Raw genomic sequence first — 15280 nt, forward strand, 5'->3', positions numbered from 1 at the left:
GACTGCCAACCTCCGACGATGACCGAGCAAGCCTCTCCCGCCAGCCGAATAGACGCCCGCATCGGCGAGCTTGCCGACTGGCGCGGCGAGATGCTCGCTCGAGTGCGGGAGCTTATCCATCGCGCCGACCCGGGCGTGATCGAAAGCGTGAAGTGGGCAAAACCCACGAATCCCGCAGGCGTGCCGACTTGGGAGCATGGCGGCGTGATCTGCACCGGCGAGGTCTACAAGGCCTACGTGAAGCTGACTTTCGCCCACGGCGCCGCGCTGCCCGATCCTGATCGCCTGTTCAATGCCAGCCTGACCGGCGGCACGCGCCGTGCCATCGATCTGCGCGAGGGCGATGCGCTTGATGGCGAGGCCTTCGTCGCACTGATTCGTGAGGCGGTGGCGTTCAATCTGGCAAAGGAGCAGGCGCGCAAGCGCTAGGCGAGTTTCCAATAGGTCGCGTAGCGCTGGTGGGCGATCCTGAAGTACGGCAACAGCCGGATAGCCGAGCCATCCGCCGCCGGCAGTTCGAACTCCAGCGGTTTGGCCCTGCTGCGGATCGCTTTCGCCAGATCTTGAGCCTCGCCAGCCAGGTGCGGGACCTTCACCGGTGCATCGTTGTAGGCACCATAGAGCCGCTCGTTGACCACGATGTCGCTACCCTGCGGAACCGGGTCCAGCGCTCCGGCAAGCACCAGCGGCCCATGCTTGAACGCCACGATGTCGTCCGCTGCCGGCAGGGCCTGAGCGGTCGTTTCCATCTTCAGTTGCAAAGCAACCGTGTCACCGTTGCGCCATGTCCTGCGCACCGCGAGAAAACGCCCGGGTTCGTTTGACGTCTCGACTTCTGCCCCGTTGACCAGAACGCGGGCCGTCCGGCTCCAGCTGGGGTGACGCAGGTTCAGCGTCGCCTCGAACGGCCGGGCGCACTTCCACCGCAGCAAGGTCTCTGCCCTTTCCGGGAAAGCGGTCTCCTGCGCGAGTTCCGCAACCATGCCGCGCCAGCGCACAGCGGAAGGGATGAACAGATTGACCCAGAGCGCGTCCGCATCGTGGAAATAGATGGAATCCCGATACTTTACGTGGTTCTCCATGCCTGTTCCGGTGCAGCACCAGAACGAATCCTCGGGCGTTTGGTACAACTTCATGTAGCCCGGCCTTGCGCCCTGGAAGTACGTCGCCATGCCGCTGTCAGGGGCCTGCGAGGCGAGGATGCCGTTGTACAGCGTTCCTTCGTAATAGTCGGCGTACTCCGCCTTGGGTTCAGCCATGAACAGGGCGCGCGTGAGCTTGAGCATGTTGTGCTGGCAGCAGGTCTCCGAACCCTTGGCGGAAAAGACGTGTGCCGCGCCATCTGCGATGGGAAAGAAATGTTCGTTGTCGCCATGTCCCCCGGTGGCGAAGGCCCGCGGGCCGGTGACGGTCTGCCAGAAAAACTGCGCGGCGCGGTGATACTCCGGCGCGCCCGTCACTTCATGAACCCTCTGGAATCCCACGATCTTGGGCACTTGCGTATTGGCATGCAGCCCGTCGAGATGATCGCGGCGTTCTGCCAGCGGACGCAGGATGGCCTTGTGAGAGAAGCGCAGGGCAAGCGTCCGATACTCCGCCTTGCCGGTCATCGCGAAGAGATCGGCATAGATCTCGTTCATGCCGCCATGCTCGGTATCCAGCATCGCTTCGAACGCTTCGTCGGAAAGGTCCCGCGTCGCGATGACGCCCCAGTCCGCGAGCCGCATCAGCACGTCCCTCGCCCTGTCGCTGTCCGCCAGTTGCGCCGCGTCGCGCAGGCCGGCGTAGACCTTGTGCAGCGTGTACCACGGAACCCCGGTGATCTTCTCTCCGCGCAGATGCGCGACCACCAGCGCCGCACCCTTGGGAAAAGCGCAGACGAGGCCTGAACCCGAAGCCTTCTGGCACGCCGCAAGCTCGCTGGCGATGTATTCGATGCGGTTGCGATATTCGGCTTTGCCCGTAGCGCGCCAGGCAAGTGCGCAGGCGGAAAGGTAATGGCCGAGGGTGTGACCGTGGCAATTGATGTCCTCCCAGGTCTTCTCGGACTCCCATCCGCCATAGACCAGCGCGCGCGGCTCGAGCCCCGCATTCCTGCGGAAATTGTGCAGCATCCGGTCAGGCGACAGCCGCAGGAGGTAGGCCTCGGTCATGCGCTGGGCATGGAGAAACGGACTTTCGGCCAGCGTTATGTCAGACATGTCGAAAGGCTGGACCCGGTTCATGGCCTGTGTCCGCCCCGGTTTTGCAGCTGCCGCGAACGCGCTGGCATTGTGCGAGAACAGGCCAAGCGCGCTTGCTCCCTGAAGAAACGAGCGCCGGGTCGCACCAAGGCCGAGGGGGATTACAGTCATGCCTGCCACTTGCAAGAGTTTGGAATTAGTCAGACTAACTTCCAGGAGCGGACTTGTCACTACTGTGGTCAAGCGCGCAGAATGCCGCATGTCCTTGACCCTGCGTCGCTCCCCGCGCAAAGCTTCCACGCATGTGGCAGCTACATCAATTTCCCCTTTGTCCGTTCAGCCGCAAGGTGCGCCTTCTCCTCAGCGAGAAGGGCGTGGCCTATGATCTCGTGCGGGAGAACCCGTGGGAGCGGACCGAGGCGTTCGGGAAGCTGAGCCCCGCCTATCGCACTCCGGCAATCCAGAACCCTGAACGCGGCGTGGTTCTGGCCGATAGCCGCGCGATCTGCGAGTATTTCGAAGAGACCGTCGACAAGACGCCGATGATCAACGGCACGGCGGTGAACCGCGCGGAAATCCGCCGTCTGGTGGCCTTGTTCGACGAGAATTTCTATGCCGACGTGACGTTGCCCCTGCTGGAAGAGCGGATGAAGAAGCGCCTCGTCTATCGCAGCCCGCCTGACAGCAAGCGGTTGCGCGATTCGATGCGTCTGGCCGACGAACACTTGTATTATATCGATTATCTGATCGACAATCGGCCTTGGCTGGCAGGCTCGACGATGAGCCTGGCCGATCTTGCCGCCGCTGCGCAGATCTCGGTGGCCGACTATCTCGGCGGGATCGACTGGTCGGGGCACGAGCAGGCGCGCGGGTGGTATTCGGTGTTCAAGAGCCGCCCCAGCTTCCGCCCGCTCCTGGCCGAGCGCATGGACGTGATCCAGCCGCCGAGCCACTATGCCGACGTGAACGCCTGACGAAACCGGGGTTTTCCAACTCACCCCTGACTCACCCCCAACTCCCGGGGGCAAAGCGGCAACTCTCGCGAACTCCCCCGCAACTCCGGGGCGCAAGGTCACAACCCGTGGTAGTCCTTGTACCACTTCACGAAGTTGGGCACCCCGACCTCGATGCTCGTCGTCGGACGATAGCCAAGGTCGCCTGAAATCGCATCGATGTCGGCGAAGGACTGGCGGACGTCGCCGGGCTGCATCGGCATCAGATTCATCTCGGCCTTGCGCCCCAGCTGCTCCTCCAGAATCGCGATGACCTTCATCAGGTGCTCGGACTTGTGGTTGCCGATGTTGTAGAGGCGGTGCGGTTTCTCGCTGCCCCCGGCCTTGACCGAGCCGTCGTCCGGCGGCGGGTTGTCGAGGCAGGCGATGACGCCGCTGACGATGTCGTCGACGTAAGTGAAATCGCGGTACATGTCGCCGTGGTTGAAGACGTTGATCGGCTCGCCCGCCAGAATTGCCTTTGTAAACAGCCACATCATCATGTCGGGGCGGCCCCATGGGCCATAGACGGTGAAGAAGCGCAGGCCTGTCAGCGGCAGGCGGTAGAGGTGGGCGTAGGTCTCGCTCATCAGTTCGTCCGCCTTCTTGGTGGCGGCGTAGAGCGAGAGCGGGTGATCAACGCGGTCGTCCACCGAGAAGGGAAGCTTTGTATTTCCACCATAAACCGAGGAGGAACTAGCATAGACCATGTGCTCCGCGCCGCGATGGCGGGCGACTTCGAGAAGGTTGAGGTGGCCGACGAGGTTGGACTGCACATAGGCGTGCGGATTCTCGATCGAATAGCGCACCCCGGCCTGCGCGCCGAGGTGGACGATGCGTTCGAACTGCTTGCCTTCCAGCGCGGCGACAAGGCCTGCGTAATCGGCGAAGTCATTGCGACAGAACGCGAAACGCGAAACGCCCTGCTCCACCAGCCGGGCGAGCCGCGCTTCCTTGAGGCTGACGTCGTAATAGTCGTTGACGATGTCGACGCCGACGACCTCGTCTCCCCGCGCCAGCAGGCGGGTGATGAGCGAATAGCCGATGAAGCCGGCGGCTCCGGTAACGAGGACTTTCACGTTGGCTTCACTTTCGAATCAAGCAGTTGATCCCCCGCGCAGGCGGGGGCCTCAGTCGGTTTATGCTGGCGTTCCGTCAGAACACCGAGGTCCCCGCCTTCGCGGGGACGCAGGGTAAAGGGATAAATTAGAGTTTCCAGTCGGCGCGTTCGCCCAGCACGCCCTTGAGATCCGCGAGCGTCCCGCCCGGCGCCACCAGTGACGCGATGCGGTCTGCTCCTGCGGCAAGGTAGTACTTGTGCGGCACGGCGAGGAAGACGAGGTCGAAGGTCTGATCGAAGGCGTCGCCCGCCAGCTCTATGCCGTATTCGAGCATGGCCTCGGCGTTGTCGGCATGGGGATCATGGACGGCGACCTTGTGGCCGAGCGCTTCGAGTTCGGCGACGACATCGGCGACCTTGGAATTTCGCAGGTCCGGCACATTTTCCTTGAAGGTGAGGCCTAGGACGAGGACCGTGCCCGGCTTGCCGCCGCGCTGGGCATGGAGTTGCTGCGCGACCCATTGCGCCATGCCATCGTTCACCCCGCGCCCGGCGAGAATCACCTGGGGATCGTGGCCGAGGGCTTCGGCGCGGGCCGAGAGGTAATAGGGATCGACGCCGATGCAGTGCCCGCCGACGAGGCCGGGCGTGAAGGGCAGGAAGTTCCACTTGGTGCCGGCCGCTGCCAGCACATCCCAGACCGAGAGGTCCATCTTCGAGAAGATCTGGGTGATCTCGTTCATGAAGGCGATGTTGATATCGCGCTGGGCATTCTCGATCACCTTGGCGGCTTCGGCAGCCTTGATCGAGGCGGCGCGGAACACGCCGCCAGACGTGATCGCGCCATAGAGATCGGCCACGCGATCGAGCACTTCGGGCGTCTGGCCGGAGACGACTTTGGTGATGCGCTCGATGGTATGTTCGCGATCACCGGGGTTGATGCGTTCCGGGCTGTAGCCGAGGAAGAAGTCCTGACCGCACTTGAGGCCGGAAACTTCCTCGAGAATCGGACCGCAGATGTCTTCGGTGACACCCGGATAGACGGTGCTTTCGAACACGACGACAGGCGCGCGCCCTTCCTTGACGGCAGCGGGCAGCATCTTGCCGACCGTGCGCGAGGCGGATTCGACAAGGCGCAGGTCGGGGCGGTTCTGGTTGTCGATGGGCGTTGGCACGGTGACGATGTAGAAGTCGCTCGGCGGGCAGACCCCGGCATCGCAGGTGAGGCCAAGGCTCGACATCGAGAGCAGCGCCGGTTCGATCTCGCGCGTGCGATCGTGCCCTTCGGACAATTCCGAAATGCGCTGAACGTCGATGTCGAAGCCGGTGACGAAGAACTTCTTGGCGAGCGCGACAGCCAGCGGCAGGCCGACGTAACCAAGGCCGAGCACGGTGACGCGGGTAGTCGACGAAACCAGCGGATCGAGGCCCCGAGGGTGACCGGGAACTGGAGCAGGAGCAAGCGTCGGGAACTGGACTGTCACGGGACAGGCGGCCTTTCATGGTTGACGCTTGGAGCGCCGGATCGCCGCCTTGCTTAAATCGAGGCTCTTATTTCACGGTTAACACTCAGCCGATATTGGAAGCGCCATGACGGAAAAGGCCATCCTCCCAAAGACGATCCTCGTGGTGTTTGGCACCCGCCCCGAAGCGATCAAGATGTTTCCCGTGGTCCACGCGCTTGCGGCCGATCCGCGCACGCGCGTTGTGACCTGCGTATCGGCGCAGCATCGCGGAATGCTGGATCAGGTGCTGGAGATTGCCGGGATCGTGCCGGAATACGACCTCGATCTGATGAAGCCGGACCAGACGCTCGACGGGCTGACGGCTGCGCTGCTGACGGAACTGGGCAAGGTGATGGATCAGGTGAACCCCGACTGGGTGGTGGTTCAGGGCGACACCGCGACCGCGATGGCCGGCGCCTTGGCCGCCTATTATCGCAAGCTGCCGGTGGCCCATGTCGAGGCGGGGCTGCGCAGCCACAACATCTATCACCCCTGGCCCGAGGAGGTGAACCGCAAGATCATCGGCACGATTGCGAGGCTGCACTTTGCACCGACCGATGTTTCGGCGGCGGCGCTGCTGGCGGAGAATGTCGATGCCAAGGGCGTACACGTGACCGGCAACACGGTGATCGATGCGCTCCAATGGGTTTCGGCAAAGATCGAGGCCGAACCGGCGCTTGCTTCCGGGCTTGCCGAAATCGAGGCGCGGTTTGCGGGAAAGCGCGTGATCGGCGTGACCAGCCATCGCCGCGAGAACTTTGGCGGGGGGCTGGAGAACATTGCCGAGGCGGTGCGGCAGATTGCTGCGCGCGAGGACGTGGCAGTGGTGTTTCCGGTCCACCCCAATCCCAATGTGCGCAAGGTGATGGACGCGGCGCTCAACGGTCTGCCCAACGTGGCAATGATCGAGCCGCTGGATTACCCGCACTTCGCCCGCCTGCTGTCCGTGGCCGAGATCATGCTGACTGATTCGGGCGGCGTGCAGGAAGAGGCCCCTGCGCTGGGCAAGCCGGTGCTGGTCATGCGCGAGACGACCGAGCGGCCCGAAGGCGTGACCGCCGGGACCTCGAAGCTGGTCGGCACCGACGTGGACACCATCGTTACCGAAATCTTCACCCTGCTCGACGATAAGGCTGCCTATTCGGCCATGGCGCGTGCGCACAACCCGTTCGGGGATGGGCAATCGGCGCGCCGTATCGTGGAGTTGCTGGCGAATGATGGGTGATGTGAAGCCGGACGTCTGTGTTGTCGGCCTCGGCTATATCGGACTTCCAACCGCTGCCATCATAGCGCGCGCAGGCTGCAAGGTTCTCGGCCTCGACGTGTCGCAGCACGTGGTCGACACGATCAATCGCGGCGAGATCCATATCGAGGAAGTGGACCTCGATGGGCTTGTTCATGGCGTGGTTCAGCGCGGGCTGCTGCGCGCATCGACGCAGATTGCGCCGTCCGACGTTTTCGTGATCGCGGTGCCGACGCCGTTCGAGAAGGACGGGCATCATACGCCGGACATTTCCTATGTGCTGGCAGCGGCAACGCAGGTGGCGGCGGTGCTCAAGGCGGGTGACACGGTGATTCTCGAATCGACCTCGCCCGTCGGCACAACCGATCAGATGCGTGACCTGATGGCGGGGCTGCGGCCCGACCTCAAGTTCCCCGGAAAGACGAAGGAGACGCCCGACGTTTCCATCGCCTATTGCCCGGAGCGCGTGCTGCCGGGACGCATTCTCGAGGAACTGACCAACAACGACCGTTCGATCGGCGGCATCACCCCGCGTTGCGCGCGCAAGGCGCTGGCCTTCTACAAGCGCTTCGTGCGCGGGACGTGTGTGACGACCGATGCGCGCTCGGCCGAGATGACCAAGCTGGTCGAGAACGCCTATCGCGACGTGAACATCGCCTTTGCCAACGAGCTTTCGATGGTGGCGGACCGGATGGGGCTGGACGTTTGGGAAGTGATCCGCCTCGCCAACCGGCACCCGCGCGTGAACATCCTGCAGCCCGGACCCGGCGTTGGCGGGCACTGCATCGCGGTGGACCCGTGGTTCATCGTGGCAGGCGCTCCGGATGAAACGCCGCTGATCCGCACCGCGCGCAACGTGAACGATGGCAAGATGCACCATGTCGTCGCCAAAGCCTCGGAACTGGTCGAGGCCCATCCGGGCGTGAAGGTTGCCTGCCTGGGGCTGGCGTTCAAGGCCAACATCGACGATTTCCGCGAGAGCCCGGCGCGCTATGTGGCGGCGAGCCTGGCACGCAAGTTCGGCAGCCGGATCAACGTGGTGGAGCCCTATGCGGGCCAGTTGCCGCGCGAGTTCGAGGGAACGGGTGCGGTGCAGATCGACCTCGATACCGCGCTGGAGGAGTGCGGCGTGCTGATCGTGCTGGTGGACCACGATGTGTTCAAGGTGGTGCCGCTGGCCGAGCGTTCGGGCAAGGCCGTCTACGATACGCGCGGGATTTGGCCGGATCAGCCGGGGGTTGATGTGGCTGGTGCGGGGTTGCGGCTGGCGAGTTGAACTTGTGACTGCTCACATCGTCATGCTGAACTTGTTTCAGCATCCATCTCTCGCCAATCCCGGACGGTGAATGGGGAGAAATGGACCCTGAAACAAGTTCAGGGTGACGGGTGCCCTAATCTGGCAGTTGTGCCCCCGGCATCTGCTGGCTGGCGCAGTGGAAGCCGCCGCCGCCTGCCAGCACGGCATCGCCCATCAGGCCGATGGTCGCGCGGGTCGGGAAGAGTTCGGCGATAGCGGCGACGCCATCTTCATCGTGGGGCGAACCGAAGATCGGCACGACCACGAGGTTCGTGGTGATGACGAAGTTCATGTAGCTGGCAGGCTGGATCATGTCGCCCCACTCGATGCGGCCCGGCGACGGGACTTCGACCACGTCCACGCCCGCGGCCTGGGCGCGGGCCTTGGCGTCGACATAGATCCCGGCGTTGGGATCGTTCGGGCCGGTGGCGCGGGGGAGCGCGAGGCGGTTCGGGCCGACGAAGCGGGCGAGATTGTCGACGTGGCCGTCGGTGTGGTCGTTGATCAACCCGTCGCCCAGCCAGAGGACGCGGGTATAGCCGAGGTCGCGGTTGAGGCGCATCTCGAGGTCTTCGCGCGTCAGGTGCGGGTTGCGATTGGGGTTGAGGAGGCATTGCTCGGTCGTGGCGACGAGGCCTGTGCCATCGCCATCCAGCGCACCGCCTTCGAGAATCCAGTCAGCTTTCGAGGATTCGAGGCCGGCCGAAACGGCGAGATCCGCACCGATCTCCTGATCGCCCGGCATCAGATACTTCTCGCCCCAGCCGTTGAAGCCGAACAGGCGGGCGCTGCGGTTTTCGGCTTGATCGAGGACGACGAGCGGGCCGGTATCGCGCAGCCAGACATCGCCATAGGTGCGGCGTTCAAGCTTTACCGCCGCAGAGACGAGCGACTTTGCGCGCATCTCGTTGGCGGCATCCCGCACGACGAGGCGGACTTCCTGACCGCTGTCGGCGACGGCGCTGGCGAAGGCAGCAATCTGCTCCTGCGCCTTGTCGATCACCCCCGACCATTCCTCGGCGAGGTGCGGGAAGCCGATCCACAGCCAGTCCTGGGGGTGCCATTCGGGGGGCATCTGAAAATTATTTGACACTATAATAGTTTCCTGAAATTAATTACACACTAAATTGGAGACGATCATGGGTGTTTACGATCCACTGACCAGCTACCTCAAGGATCTGGACGAAGATAGCTGGAATGCGAACTTTGCGGAGATCGAGCGGATCATCCGTCGTACGTTGCCGACCAGCGCCTACGAGTATCGTCCATGGTGGGCCAATCAGCGTGGCGGGAACCACAGCCAGTCGAAGGCTTGGCAAGAGGCTGGATGGGAAACGCGCGAAGTCGATCTTGCCCATCATACTGTGCGTTTCGAACGAACCCGTAGAAAGCAACGTGTCTCGTCAGATGCGGTCGAGAAGAGCGCCGTGCTAGAAGACCTGTTCCGGCGTGCAAGCGACCTGACGGGCAATAGCGACCGCGACCGGCTGATTGAAATGGCACTCAACGCCCTGATCCAGCGCGAGGCGGCACGACAATTGGCGAGGCTGGGTGGAACGATGCCAGACCTGACCGTGCCAAGCAGGGATCGCCCCTCGCGGTGATCATCGTTGATACGTCGATCTGGATCGACTCCTTCCGCGCAGCAAATCCGGACCTAGCGCTGTTGCTGGCAGAGAACACTGTTCTCCAGCATCCGTTCGTCACGGGGGAACTTGCAATGGGCAACTTGCGGCAATGGAGGCGGACAGTCGACCTGCTGTCGTATCTCACGCCTGCGCTCCGGGTGACGGAAGATGCCCTGCTCGCATTTGTCGAGACGAACGGCTTGGCAGGCACGGGAATCGGATTTGTCGATGCGCACCTCCTTGCCAGCGCGGTACATGGAAAGGCCCTGCTCTGGACTGGGGATCAGCGTCTAGCAGGTCATGCCGAACGACTGGAGTGCGCATGGCAACCGGAGCAGCCTTGATCGTCATCTGCCAAGAAGGCATGCGTCAGGAACGATGACCGATCTTGAAAGCGCCCTTGCCCGCGCGCGTGCGCACTCCCCGTTTCTGTCGATGGCGCTTGGCCGCTTGCCTGAGGTCGAGTCCTTGCTGGCGGCAGGGGATATCGAAGGGGCGCTGGCCCGGGCCAAGGCTGCCGGCTCTGGCATCGAGGATGCCGCCGTGGCGCTGCGGCGGGAGCGGATGGCGCTGGCGCTGGTGGTGGCAATCGGCGATCTGGCGGGGGCGTTTCCGCTGGGGCGCGTGGTGGCGGAGCTATCGGACTTTGCCGACCGGTCGCTCGACGCGGCGATTGCGGCGGCGATCCGGCGGCGCGTGCCGGATGCGGAGAGCACCGGATTTACCGCCATAGCGCTGGGCAAGCACGGGGCGCAGGAGCTGAACTATTCATCGGACATCGATCCGATCCTGCTTTACGATCCCGATGTCCTGCCGCGCCGCGAGCGCGACGATCCAGCCGATGCGGCGCAGCGCGTGGCGCGGTCGCTGATGGAGATCATGTCCGCGGTGACGGGCGATGGCTATGTCTTCCGGGTGGACTTGCGATTGCGGCCCGCCTCGGAGGTCAGCCCCCTCGCCCTGCCGTTCGAAGCGGCGATCACGCATTACGAATCGAGCGCGCTGGCGTGGGAGCGGGCGGCCTATATCCGGGCGCGGGTGGCTTCGGGAGATGTGGCGCGGGGGCAGGCCTTCCTCGATACGATCCGGCCCTTCGTGTGGCGGCGCAGCCTCGATTTCGGGGCGATTGCCGAGATCGGGCGGCTGACGACGCGGATCCGCGATCACTATTCGGCGGGGCAGGCGATCGGGCCGGGCTATGACCTGAAGCGCGGGCGCGGCGGGATTCGCGAGGTCGAGTTCTTCGCGCAGACGCACCAGCTGATCCATGGCGGGCGCAATCCCGCGCTGCGGCTCCGGGGCACGCGGGCGAGCCTTGATGCGCTCGCCGAAGCCGGGATCATCGGGGCCGAGGATGCCGCCGTGATGGGCGAGAGCTATGACCGGCTGCGGACGCTGGAGCACCGCTTGCAGATGGTGGCGGACCAGCAGACGCATTCGCTGCCGGGAGATGCGGCCGCGCTCGATGGCGTGGCGCGGCTGGACGGGCTGGCAGATGGCGCGGCGCTGGTGGCGGAACTGACGGCAATCTCCGAGACGGTCGGGCGGCGGTTCGATGCGCTGATCGAGACGTATGCGCCGACGGGCGCGGTGCAAGTGGAGGTGCCCGACCAGTCCGACCCGGTAGTCGATCGCTTTGCCGAGCGGGTGCAGGCCTGGGAGGGCGGGCAGTACCGTTGCCTGCGCTCCGCCGAGGCGCGCGAGGCGTTTGCGCGGATCCGGCCGCAGCTGCTGCGTGCGCTGTGCGAGGCGCCGGACCCGGAGCGGGCACTGCTGCGGTGGGAACACCTGCTGGAGGGATTGCCGAGTGCGATCAACGTGTTCCGCCTGCTAGAGGCGCGGCCGGGATTGCTGGCCGTCGTCATGCGAGTGCTGGCCCACGCACCGACCCTGGCGGACGAGCTGGCGCGACGGTCGGACCTGCTCGACATCCTGATCGACCGGTCGGCCTTCGACCTGCCGGGCAGCGTTGTCGAGATTGCGGCCGAGCTTTCGCGCGGGGAAGCAGGGGACGATTACCAGCGGCTGCTCGATGCAGTGCGCCTGCGCGTGGGCGAAATGCGCTTTGCGCTGGGGGTGCAGCTGATCGAGGGGCAGCGCGATCCACTTGAGGTGGCAGCGGCGCTGAGCCGGGTGGCCGAGGCTTCGATCGAGGTGCTGGGCCGTGCGGCGATCGAGGAGTTTCGCGTCAATCACGGTGTGGTGCCGCAGAGCGATCTGGCGATCCTCGGCCTCGGGCGGCTGGGCGGTGCGGCGCTGACGCACGCATCGGACCTTGATCTGGTGTTCCTGTTCAGCGGCGATCATGCGAGCGAATCCGACGGGCGCAGGCCGTTGGGGGCGACGCTGTACTATAACCGGCTGGCGCAGCGGGTGATCGCCGCGCTTTCGGTGCCGACGGCGGCGGGCGCGCTTTACGAGGTGGACACGCGGCTGCGGCCTTCGGGGGCGCAAGGGCCGATTTCGGTAAGCCTCGACAGCTTCGAGAAGTATCAGTGCGAGGATGCCTGGACGTGGGAGCACATGGCACTGTGCCGGGCGCGGGCGATGTTCGGGACCGACGCGGACCGGGCGGCGCTTTCGGCGATCATCGCGCGGGTGCTGGAGCGCCCGCGTAACCCGGAAAAGCTGCGCGCCGATGTGCTGGAAATGCGCAGGACCATGGCTGAGCACAAGCCGGCCAAGGGCCCTCTCGACGTGAAGCTGGCGCGGGGCGGGCTGGTGGACATCGAATTCATGGTCCATTTCCTGCAATTGCGCGACCATCTGGCGCAGACGCCGGATCTTGGCGCGGCGGTGCAGGCGCTCGAAGACCTTGGGCTGCTGCCCGCCGGCATGCGGCAGGCGCATGACCTGCTGGCGCGATTGCTGGTGGTGGTGCGGCTGGTTGCCCCTGATGGCATGTTCCCGCCAGAAGCGAGCCGGGGCATCGTCGCGCGGTCCTGCGGCCTGGAAAGCTGGGACGCGCTGCTGGATGCGGTGCTGGCAGCACGGCATTGCGTGGGCCGTGGCTGGGCGCAGGTGTTCGATATTCAACTGGAGATTGCATGATGAGCGAGCGGATCGGAACGGGCGAGGCATTCCCCGACATCGCGATGACCAAGCCCGATGGCGGCAGCGTGAAGGCTTCGGATTTCGCAGGGCGCAAGCTGGTCGTGTTCTTCTACCCCAAGGACGACACACCGGGCTGCACCACCGAGAACAAGGACTTTTCGGCGCTTCATGGCGAGTTCGAGGCCGCGGGCGTTGCCGTCCTCGGCGTCAGCAAGGACCCGCCGCAGAAGCATGCCAAGTTTGCCGAAAAGCACGCGCTTGTCGCGCCGCTCGCCAGCGATGCCGAGGAAGGCGGGGTTTCCGATGCGCTGGGGATCTGGACCGAGAAGTCGATGTACGGCCGCACCTACATGGGCATGGAGCGCACGACCTATCTTGTCGGCACGGATGGCAAGATTGCGCAGGTGTGGAACAAGGTGAAGGTCAAGGGCCACGCCGAGGAAGTGCTGGCTGCAGCCAAGGCGCTCTGACCGGCAACACGAGCAATGAACGCACCTACCCTCGCCCGCGCCATCCGCGCGGTGATGCTGACGCCTGAGCCGCGTGACAAGGTCATGGCGGCGCGCGACGTGGTGCGCCGCTGGCGTGGCGGTGAGCTGGCGATGGTGTTCGACGTGGCGATGCCTGACTATCCGGCCCGGCCAGACACGCCGGAGCTGCTGCCGCCCAGTGCCATGCCCAAGCGCGGGCGCGGATCGGCGCACGGAAGGCTCGCCCTGCTTCATGCGCTGGCGCACATCGAATTCGTGGCGATCGACCTGGCGCTGGATGCGGCGGGACGACGACGACTGGCTGTCAGTCGCAGCGGACGAAGCGATGCATTTTGCGCTGATTTCCCGCCGCTTGCGCACGCTGGGCAGCTTCTATGGAGCGATGCCGGCGCATGACGGATTGTGGGATGCGGCGCGCGAGACCGCGCACGATGTGGCGGCTCGACTGGCCGTGGTGCCGATGGTGCTGGAAGCACGTGCACTGGATGTGACGCCCGCGACCGTCGAGCGGTTTCTGGCAGGCGGTGACGATCGCTCTGCCCGCATCCTGCAAAGAATCGTTGACGATGAAATTCGCCATGTGCGGTTCGGCACAACACATTTCGCCGCAGTCTGCCAAACGAGGGGCGAATCCCCCGCGGACCTTTGGAAAACCTTGGTCCGGCAGCACTTTCGCGGTGCCGTTAAGCCACCGTTCAACGACTCGGCGCGTCGATCAGCCGGTTTGTCGCGCGAAATGATGGCAGGGGTTGCCTGCCAGTAACCTGCCCCGCATACCCCAATTCACGAGATGGCGGGGGGTTCCGACCAACTCTGAAAAATCCCGGGCGACAGGCCGCACGTCTGTCTGTTGCCGCAAATCGGGTTCGCTCTGGGGGTTTCAGGGCTTGCTGCTTCACGGCCTAACGCCGGAAGCGGAGAGCCGAGAAAAAGGTCGTACGGGTCGTAATGTTGTTCAACACAAACACCTTCAAGACTGTATTCAGCGCCCTTACGGCAGTTGTTGCATTCTCTTCCGCGCCGGCATTCGCAAACAGCGCCGCTTCCGCAGACATCGCCGCCCCGCTTCGCGCTGCCGAAGCCGCCAAGGCAGGCGTCTCGGCCGATCGCGGTGACGAAGAATTCCGCCGCCTCTTCGCCAGCTGGCAGCAGCTCGACAACGGCATCCTGCCTTCCTCGAAGCCGACCACCATCCGCAAGGCATCGGTTTCGATCCCGTCGCTGGCGCCTGTGGCGATGACCCGCCTTTCGAGCGGCTATGGCATGCGCGAACATCCTGTGCTCGGCGGCCGCCGCGCCCACAAGGGCATCGATCTTTCCGCACCGACCGGCACCCCGATCCGCGCCAGCGCCGATGGCGTCGTGGAAAAGGCTGAATGGTTCGGCGGCTACGGCCTGTTCGTTGGCCTCGACCACGGCGGTGGCATGGAAACCCGTTATGGCCACATGTCGCGCGTGGCGGTTGCCGAAGGGCAGCAGGTCCGCAAGGGCGACATCATCGGCTACGTCGGTTCGACCGGCCGTTCGACCGGCCCTCACCTCCATTATGAAGTCCGCGTTTCGGGCGAAGCTGTGAACCCGCTGCCCTACATGCAGGGCAAGGGCGACGCGCTTTATGCCTCGAACGACAAGGCCGAAGGCCGCGGCGGTCCGGAAGAATAAGGAACAGGGTCGCCAAAGACCCGTTTCATCACGGAGCATCTTGGAGAGGATGCGGAAAAGGGCGCCGGTGACGGCGCCCTTTTCTGTTTGTGCCTCAGGCTTTGCGCAAACTTCGCCTGACGGCGAATGCCCACCCCCAGCCCCTCCCGCTAGCGGGAGGGGCCG

Annotated in this window: 13 protein-coding genes and 1 pseudogene; 10 read left to right on the plus strand and 4 right to left on the minus strand. The window is 64.5% G+C overall.

Translation table 11 applies throughout. The features are described 5' to 3' along the window. The first annotated feature begins 18 nt into the window (after positions 1–18). The gene (locus AX703_RS17355; protein WP_156452110.1) at positions 19–429 is read left to right on the plus strand and encodes a DUF1801 domain-containing protein; all 411 of its coding nucleotides are present in this window, start codon (positions 19–21) and stop codon (positions 427–429) included. Here AX703_RS17355 and AX703_RS17360 read toward each other — a convergent pair. Next, complete coding sequence (locus tag AX703_RS17360; protein ID WP_062345878.1) at positions 426–2354, minus strand: beta-L-arabinofuranosidase domain-containing protein; 1929 nt, start codon at positions 2352–2354, stop codon at positions 426–428. The two genes, AX703_RS17355 and AX703_RS17360, sit on opposite strands and share 4 nt — an antisense overlap. 131 nt (positions 2355–2485) lie before the next feature. Here AX703_RS17360 and AX703_RS17365 point away from each other — a divergent pair, with 131 nt between their 5' ends. Next, positions 2486–3157 carry a glutathione S-transferase family protein gene (locus tag AX703_RS17365; RefSeq protein ID WP_039336219.1) on the plus strand — a complete coding sequence of 224 codons (672 nt, stop codon included), beginning with the start codon at positions 2486–2488 and terminating at the stop codon, positions 3155–3157. Between the two features lie 98 nt (positions 3158–3255). Here AX703_RS17365 and AX703_RS17370 read toward each other — a convergent pair whose 3' ends face one another. Then, the gene (locus AX703_RS17370) at positions 3256–4254 is read right to left on the minus strand and encodes a GDP-mannose 4,6-dehydratase (protein WP_062345879.1); all 999 of its coding nucleotides are present in this window, start codon (positions 4252–4254) and stop codon (positions 3256–3258) included. 127 nt (positions 4255–4381) lie between these two features. Next, positions 4382–5719 (minus strand): nucleotide sugar dehydrogenase, encoded by a 1338-nt coding sequence (locus AX703_RS17375; protein WP_231735590.1) that lies wholly within the window; start codon positions 5717–5719, stop codon positions 4382–4384. A gap of 106 nt (positions 5720–5825) precedes the next feature. On the opposite strand from AX703_RS17375, the gene wecB reads away from it, so the two are divergent. Next, positions 5826–6965: a non-hydrolyzing UDP-N-acetylglucosamine 2-epimerase gene (gene wecB / locus AX703_RS17380; RefSeq protein ID WP_062345881.1), complete on the plus strand. Its 1140-nt coding sequence runs from the start codon at positions 5826–5828 to the stop codon at positions 6963–6965. Continuing rightward, positions 6955–8259, plus strand: a complete 1305-nt coding sequence (gene wecC, locus AX703_RS17385) for a UDP-N-acetyl-D-mannosamine dehydrogenase (protein ID WP_062345883.1) — start codon at positions 6955–6957, stop codon at positions 8257–8259. The genes wecB and wecC overlap by 11 nt, the downstream gene beginning before the upstream one ends. 115 nt (positions 8260–8374) lie before the next feature. On the opposite strand, the gene AX703_RS17390 is transcribed toward wecC, so the two are convergent. After that, entirely contained in the window at positions 8375–9355 is a 981-nt protein-coding gene (locus AX703_RS17390; protein WP_062345885.1) for an agmatine deiminase family protein, read from the minus strand. A gap of 64 nt (positions 9356–9419) precedes the next feature. On the opposite strand from AX703_RS17390, the gene AX703_RS28450 reads away from it, so the two are divergent. From AX703_RS28450 to AX703_RS17420, 6 genes and pseudogenes are all read left to right on the plus strand, one after another. Then, positions 9420–9884, plus strand: a complete 465-nt coding sequence (locus AX703_RS28450; RefSeq protein ID WP_062345887.1) for a DUF2191 domain-containing protein — start codon at positions 9420–9422, stop codon at positions 9882–9884. Further along, on the plus strand, positions 9881–10252 hold the full coding sequence (locus tag AX703_RS17400) for a type II toxin-antitoxin system VapC family toxin (RefSeq protein ID WP_062345889.1): 372 nt from the start codon (positions 9881–9883) through the stop codon (positions 10250–10252). The genes AX703_RS28450 and AX703_RS17400 overlap by 4 nt, the downstream gene beginning before the upstream one ends. 34 nt (positions 10253–10286) lie before the next feature. Next, positions 10287–12959, plus strand: coding sequence for a bifunctional [glutamate--ammonia ligase]-adenylyl-L-tyrosine phosphorylase/[glutamate--ammonia-ligase] adenylyltransferase (gene glnE, locus AX703_RS17405; RefSeq protein ID WP_062345891.1), 2673 nt, complete (start codon positions 10287–10289; stop codon positions 12957–12959). Beyond that, entirely contained in the window at positions 12959–13432 is a 474-nt protein-coding gene (locus tag AX703_RS17410; RefSeq protein ID WP_062345892.1) for a peroxiredoxin, read from the plus strand. Before glnE ends, AX703_RS17410 begins: the two co-directional genes overlap by 1 nt. Positions 13433–13447: 15 nt before the next feature. Continuing rightward, positions 13448–14216, plus strand: a pseudogene (locus AX703_RS17415) (ferritin-like domain-containing protein). A gap of 185 nt (positions 14217–14401) precedes the next feature. Beyond that, entirely contained in the window at positions 14402–15115 is a 714-nt protein-coding gene (locus AX703_RS17420) for a M23 family metallopeptidase (RefSeq protein WP_039336239.1), read from the plus strand. The last annotated feature ends 165 nt before the right edge of the window (positions 15116–15280 follow it).

The organism is Novosphingobium sp. CCH12-A3, from assembly GCF_001556015.1.
Lineage (GTDB): Bacteria > Pseudomonadota > Alphaproteobacteria > Sphingomonadales > Sphingomonadaceae > Novosphingobium > Novosphingobium subterraneum.

Coding starts and splice junctions, on each gene's coding strand:
- AX703_RS17355 (WP_156452110.1), top strand. CDS start 19: ATGACCGAGCAAGCCTCTCCCGCCAGCCGAATAGACGCCCGCATCGGC.
- AX703_RS17360 (WP_062345878.1), bottom strand. CDS start 2,354: ATGACTGTAATCCCCCTCGGCCTTGGTGCGACCCGGCGCTCGTTTCTT.
- AX703_RS17365 (WP_039336219.1), top strand. CDS start 2,486: ATGTGGCAGCTACATCAATTTCCCCTTTGTCCGTTCAGCCGCAAGGTG.
- wecB (WP_062345881.1), top strand. CDS start 5,826: ATGACGGAAAAGGCCATCCTCCCAAAGACGATCCTCGTGGTGTTTGGC.
- wecC (WP_062345883.1), top strand. CDS start 6,955: ATGATGGGTGATGTGAAGCCGGACGTCTGTGTTGTCGGCCTCGGCTAT.
- AX703_RS17390 (WP_062345885.1), bottom strand. CDS start 9,355: ATGCCCCCCGAATGGCACCCCCAGGACTGGCTGTGGATCGGCTTCCCG.
- AX703_RS28450 (WP_062345887.1), top strand. CDS start 9,420: ATGGGTGTTTACGATCCACTGACCAGCTACCTCAAGGATCTGGACGAA.
- glnE (WP_062345891.1), top strand. CDS start 10,287: ATGACCGATCTTGAAAGCGCCCTTGCCCGCGCGCGTGCGCACTCCCCG.
- AX703_RS17410 (WP_062345892.1), top strand. CDS start 12,959: ATGAGCGAGCGGATCGGAACGGGCGAGGCATTCCCCGACATCGCGATG.
- AX703_RS17420 (WP_039336239.1), top strand. CDS start 14,402: ATGTTGTTCAACACAAACACCTTCAAGACTGTATTCAGCGCCCTTACG.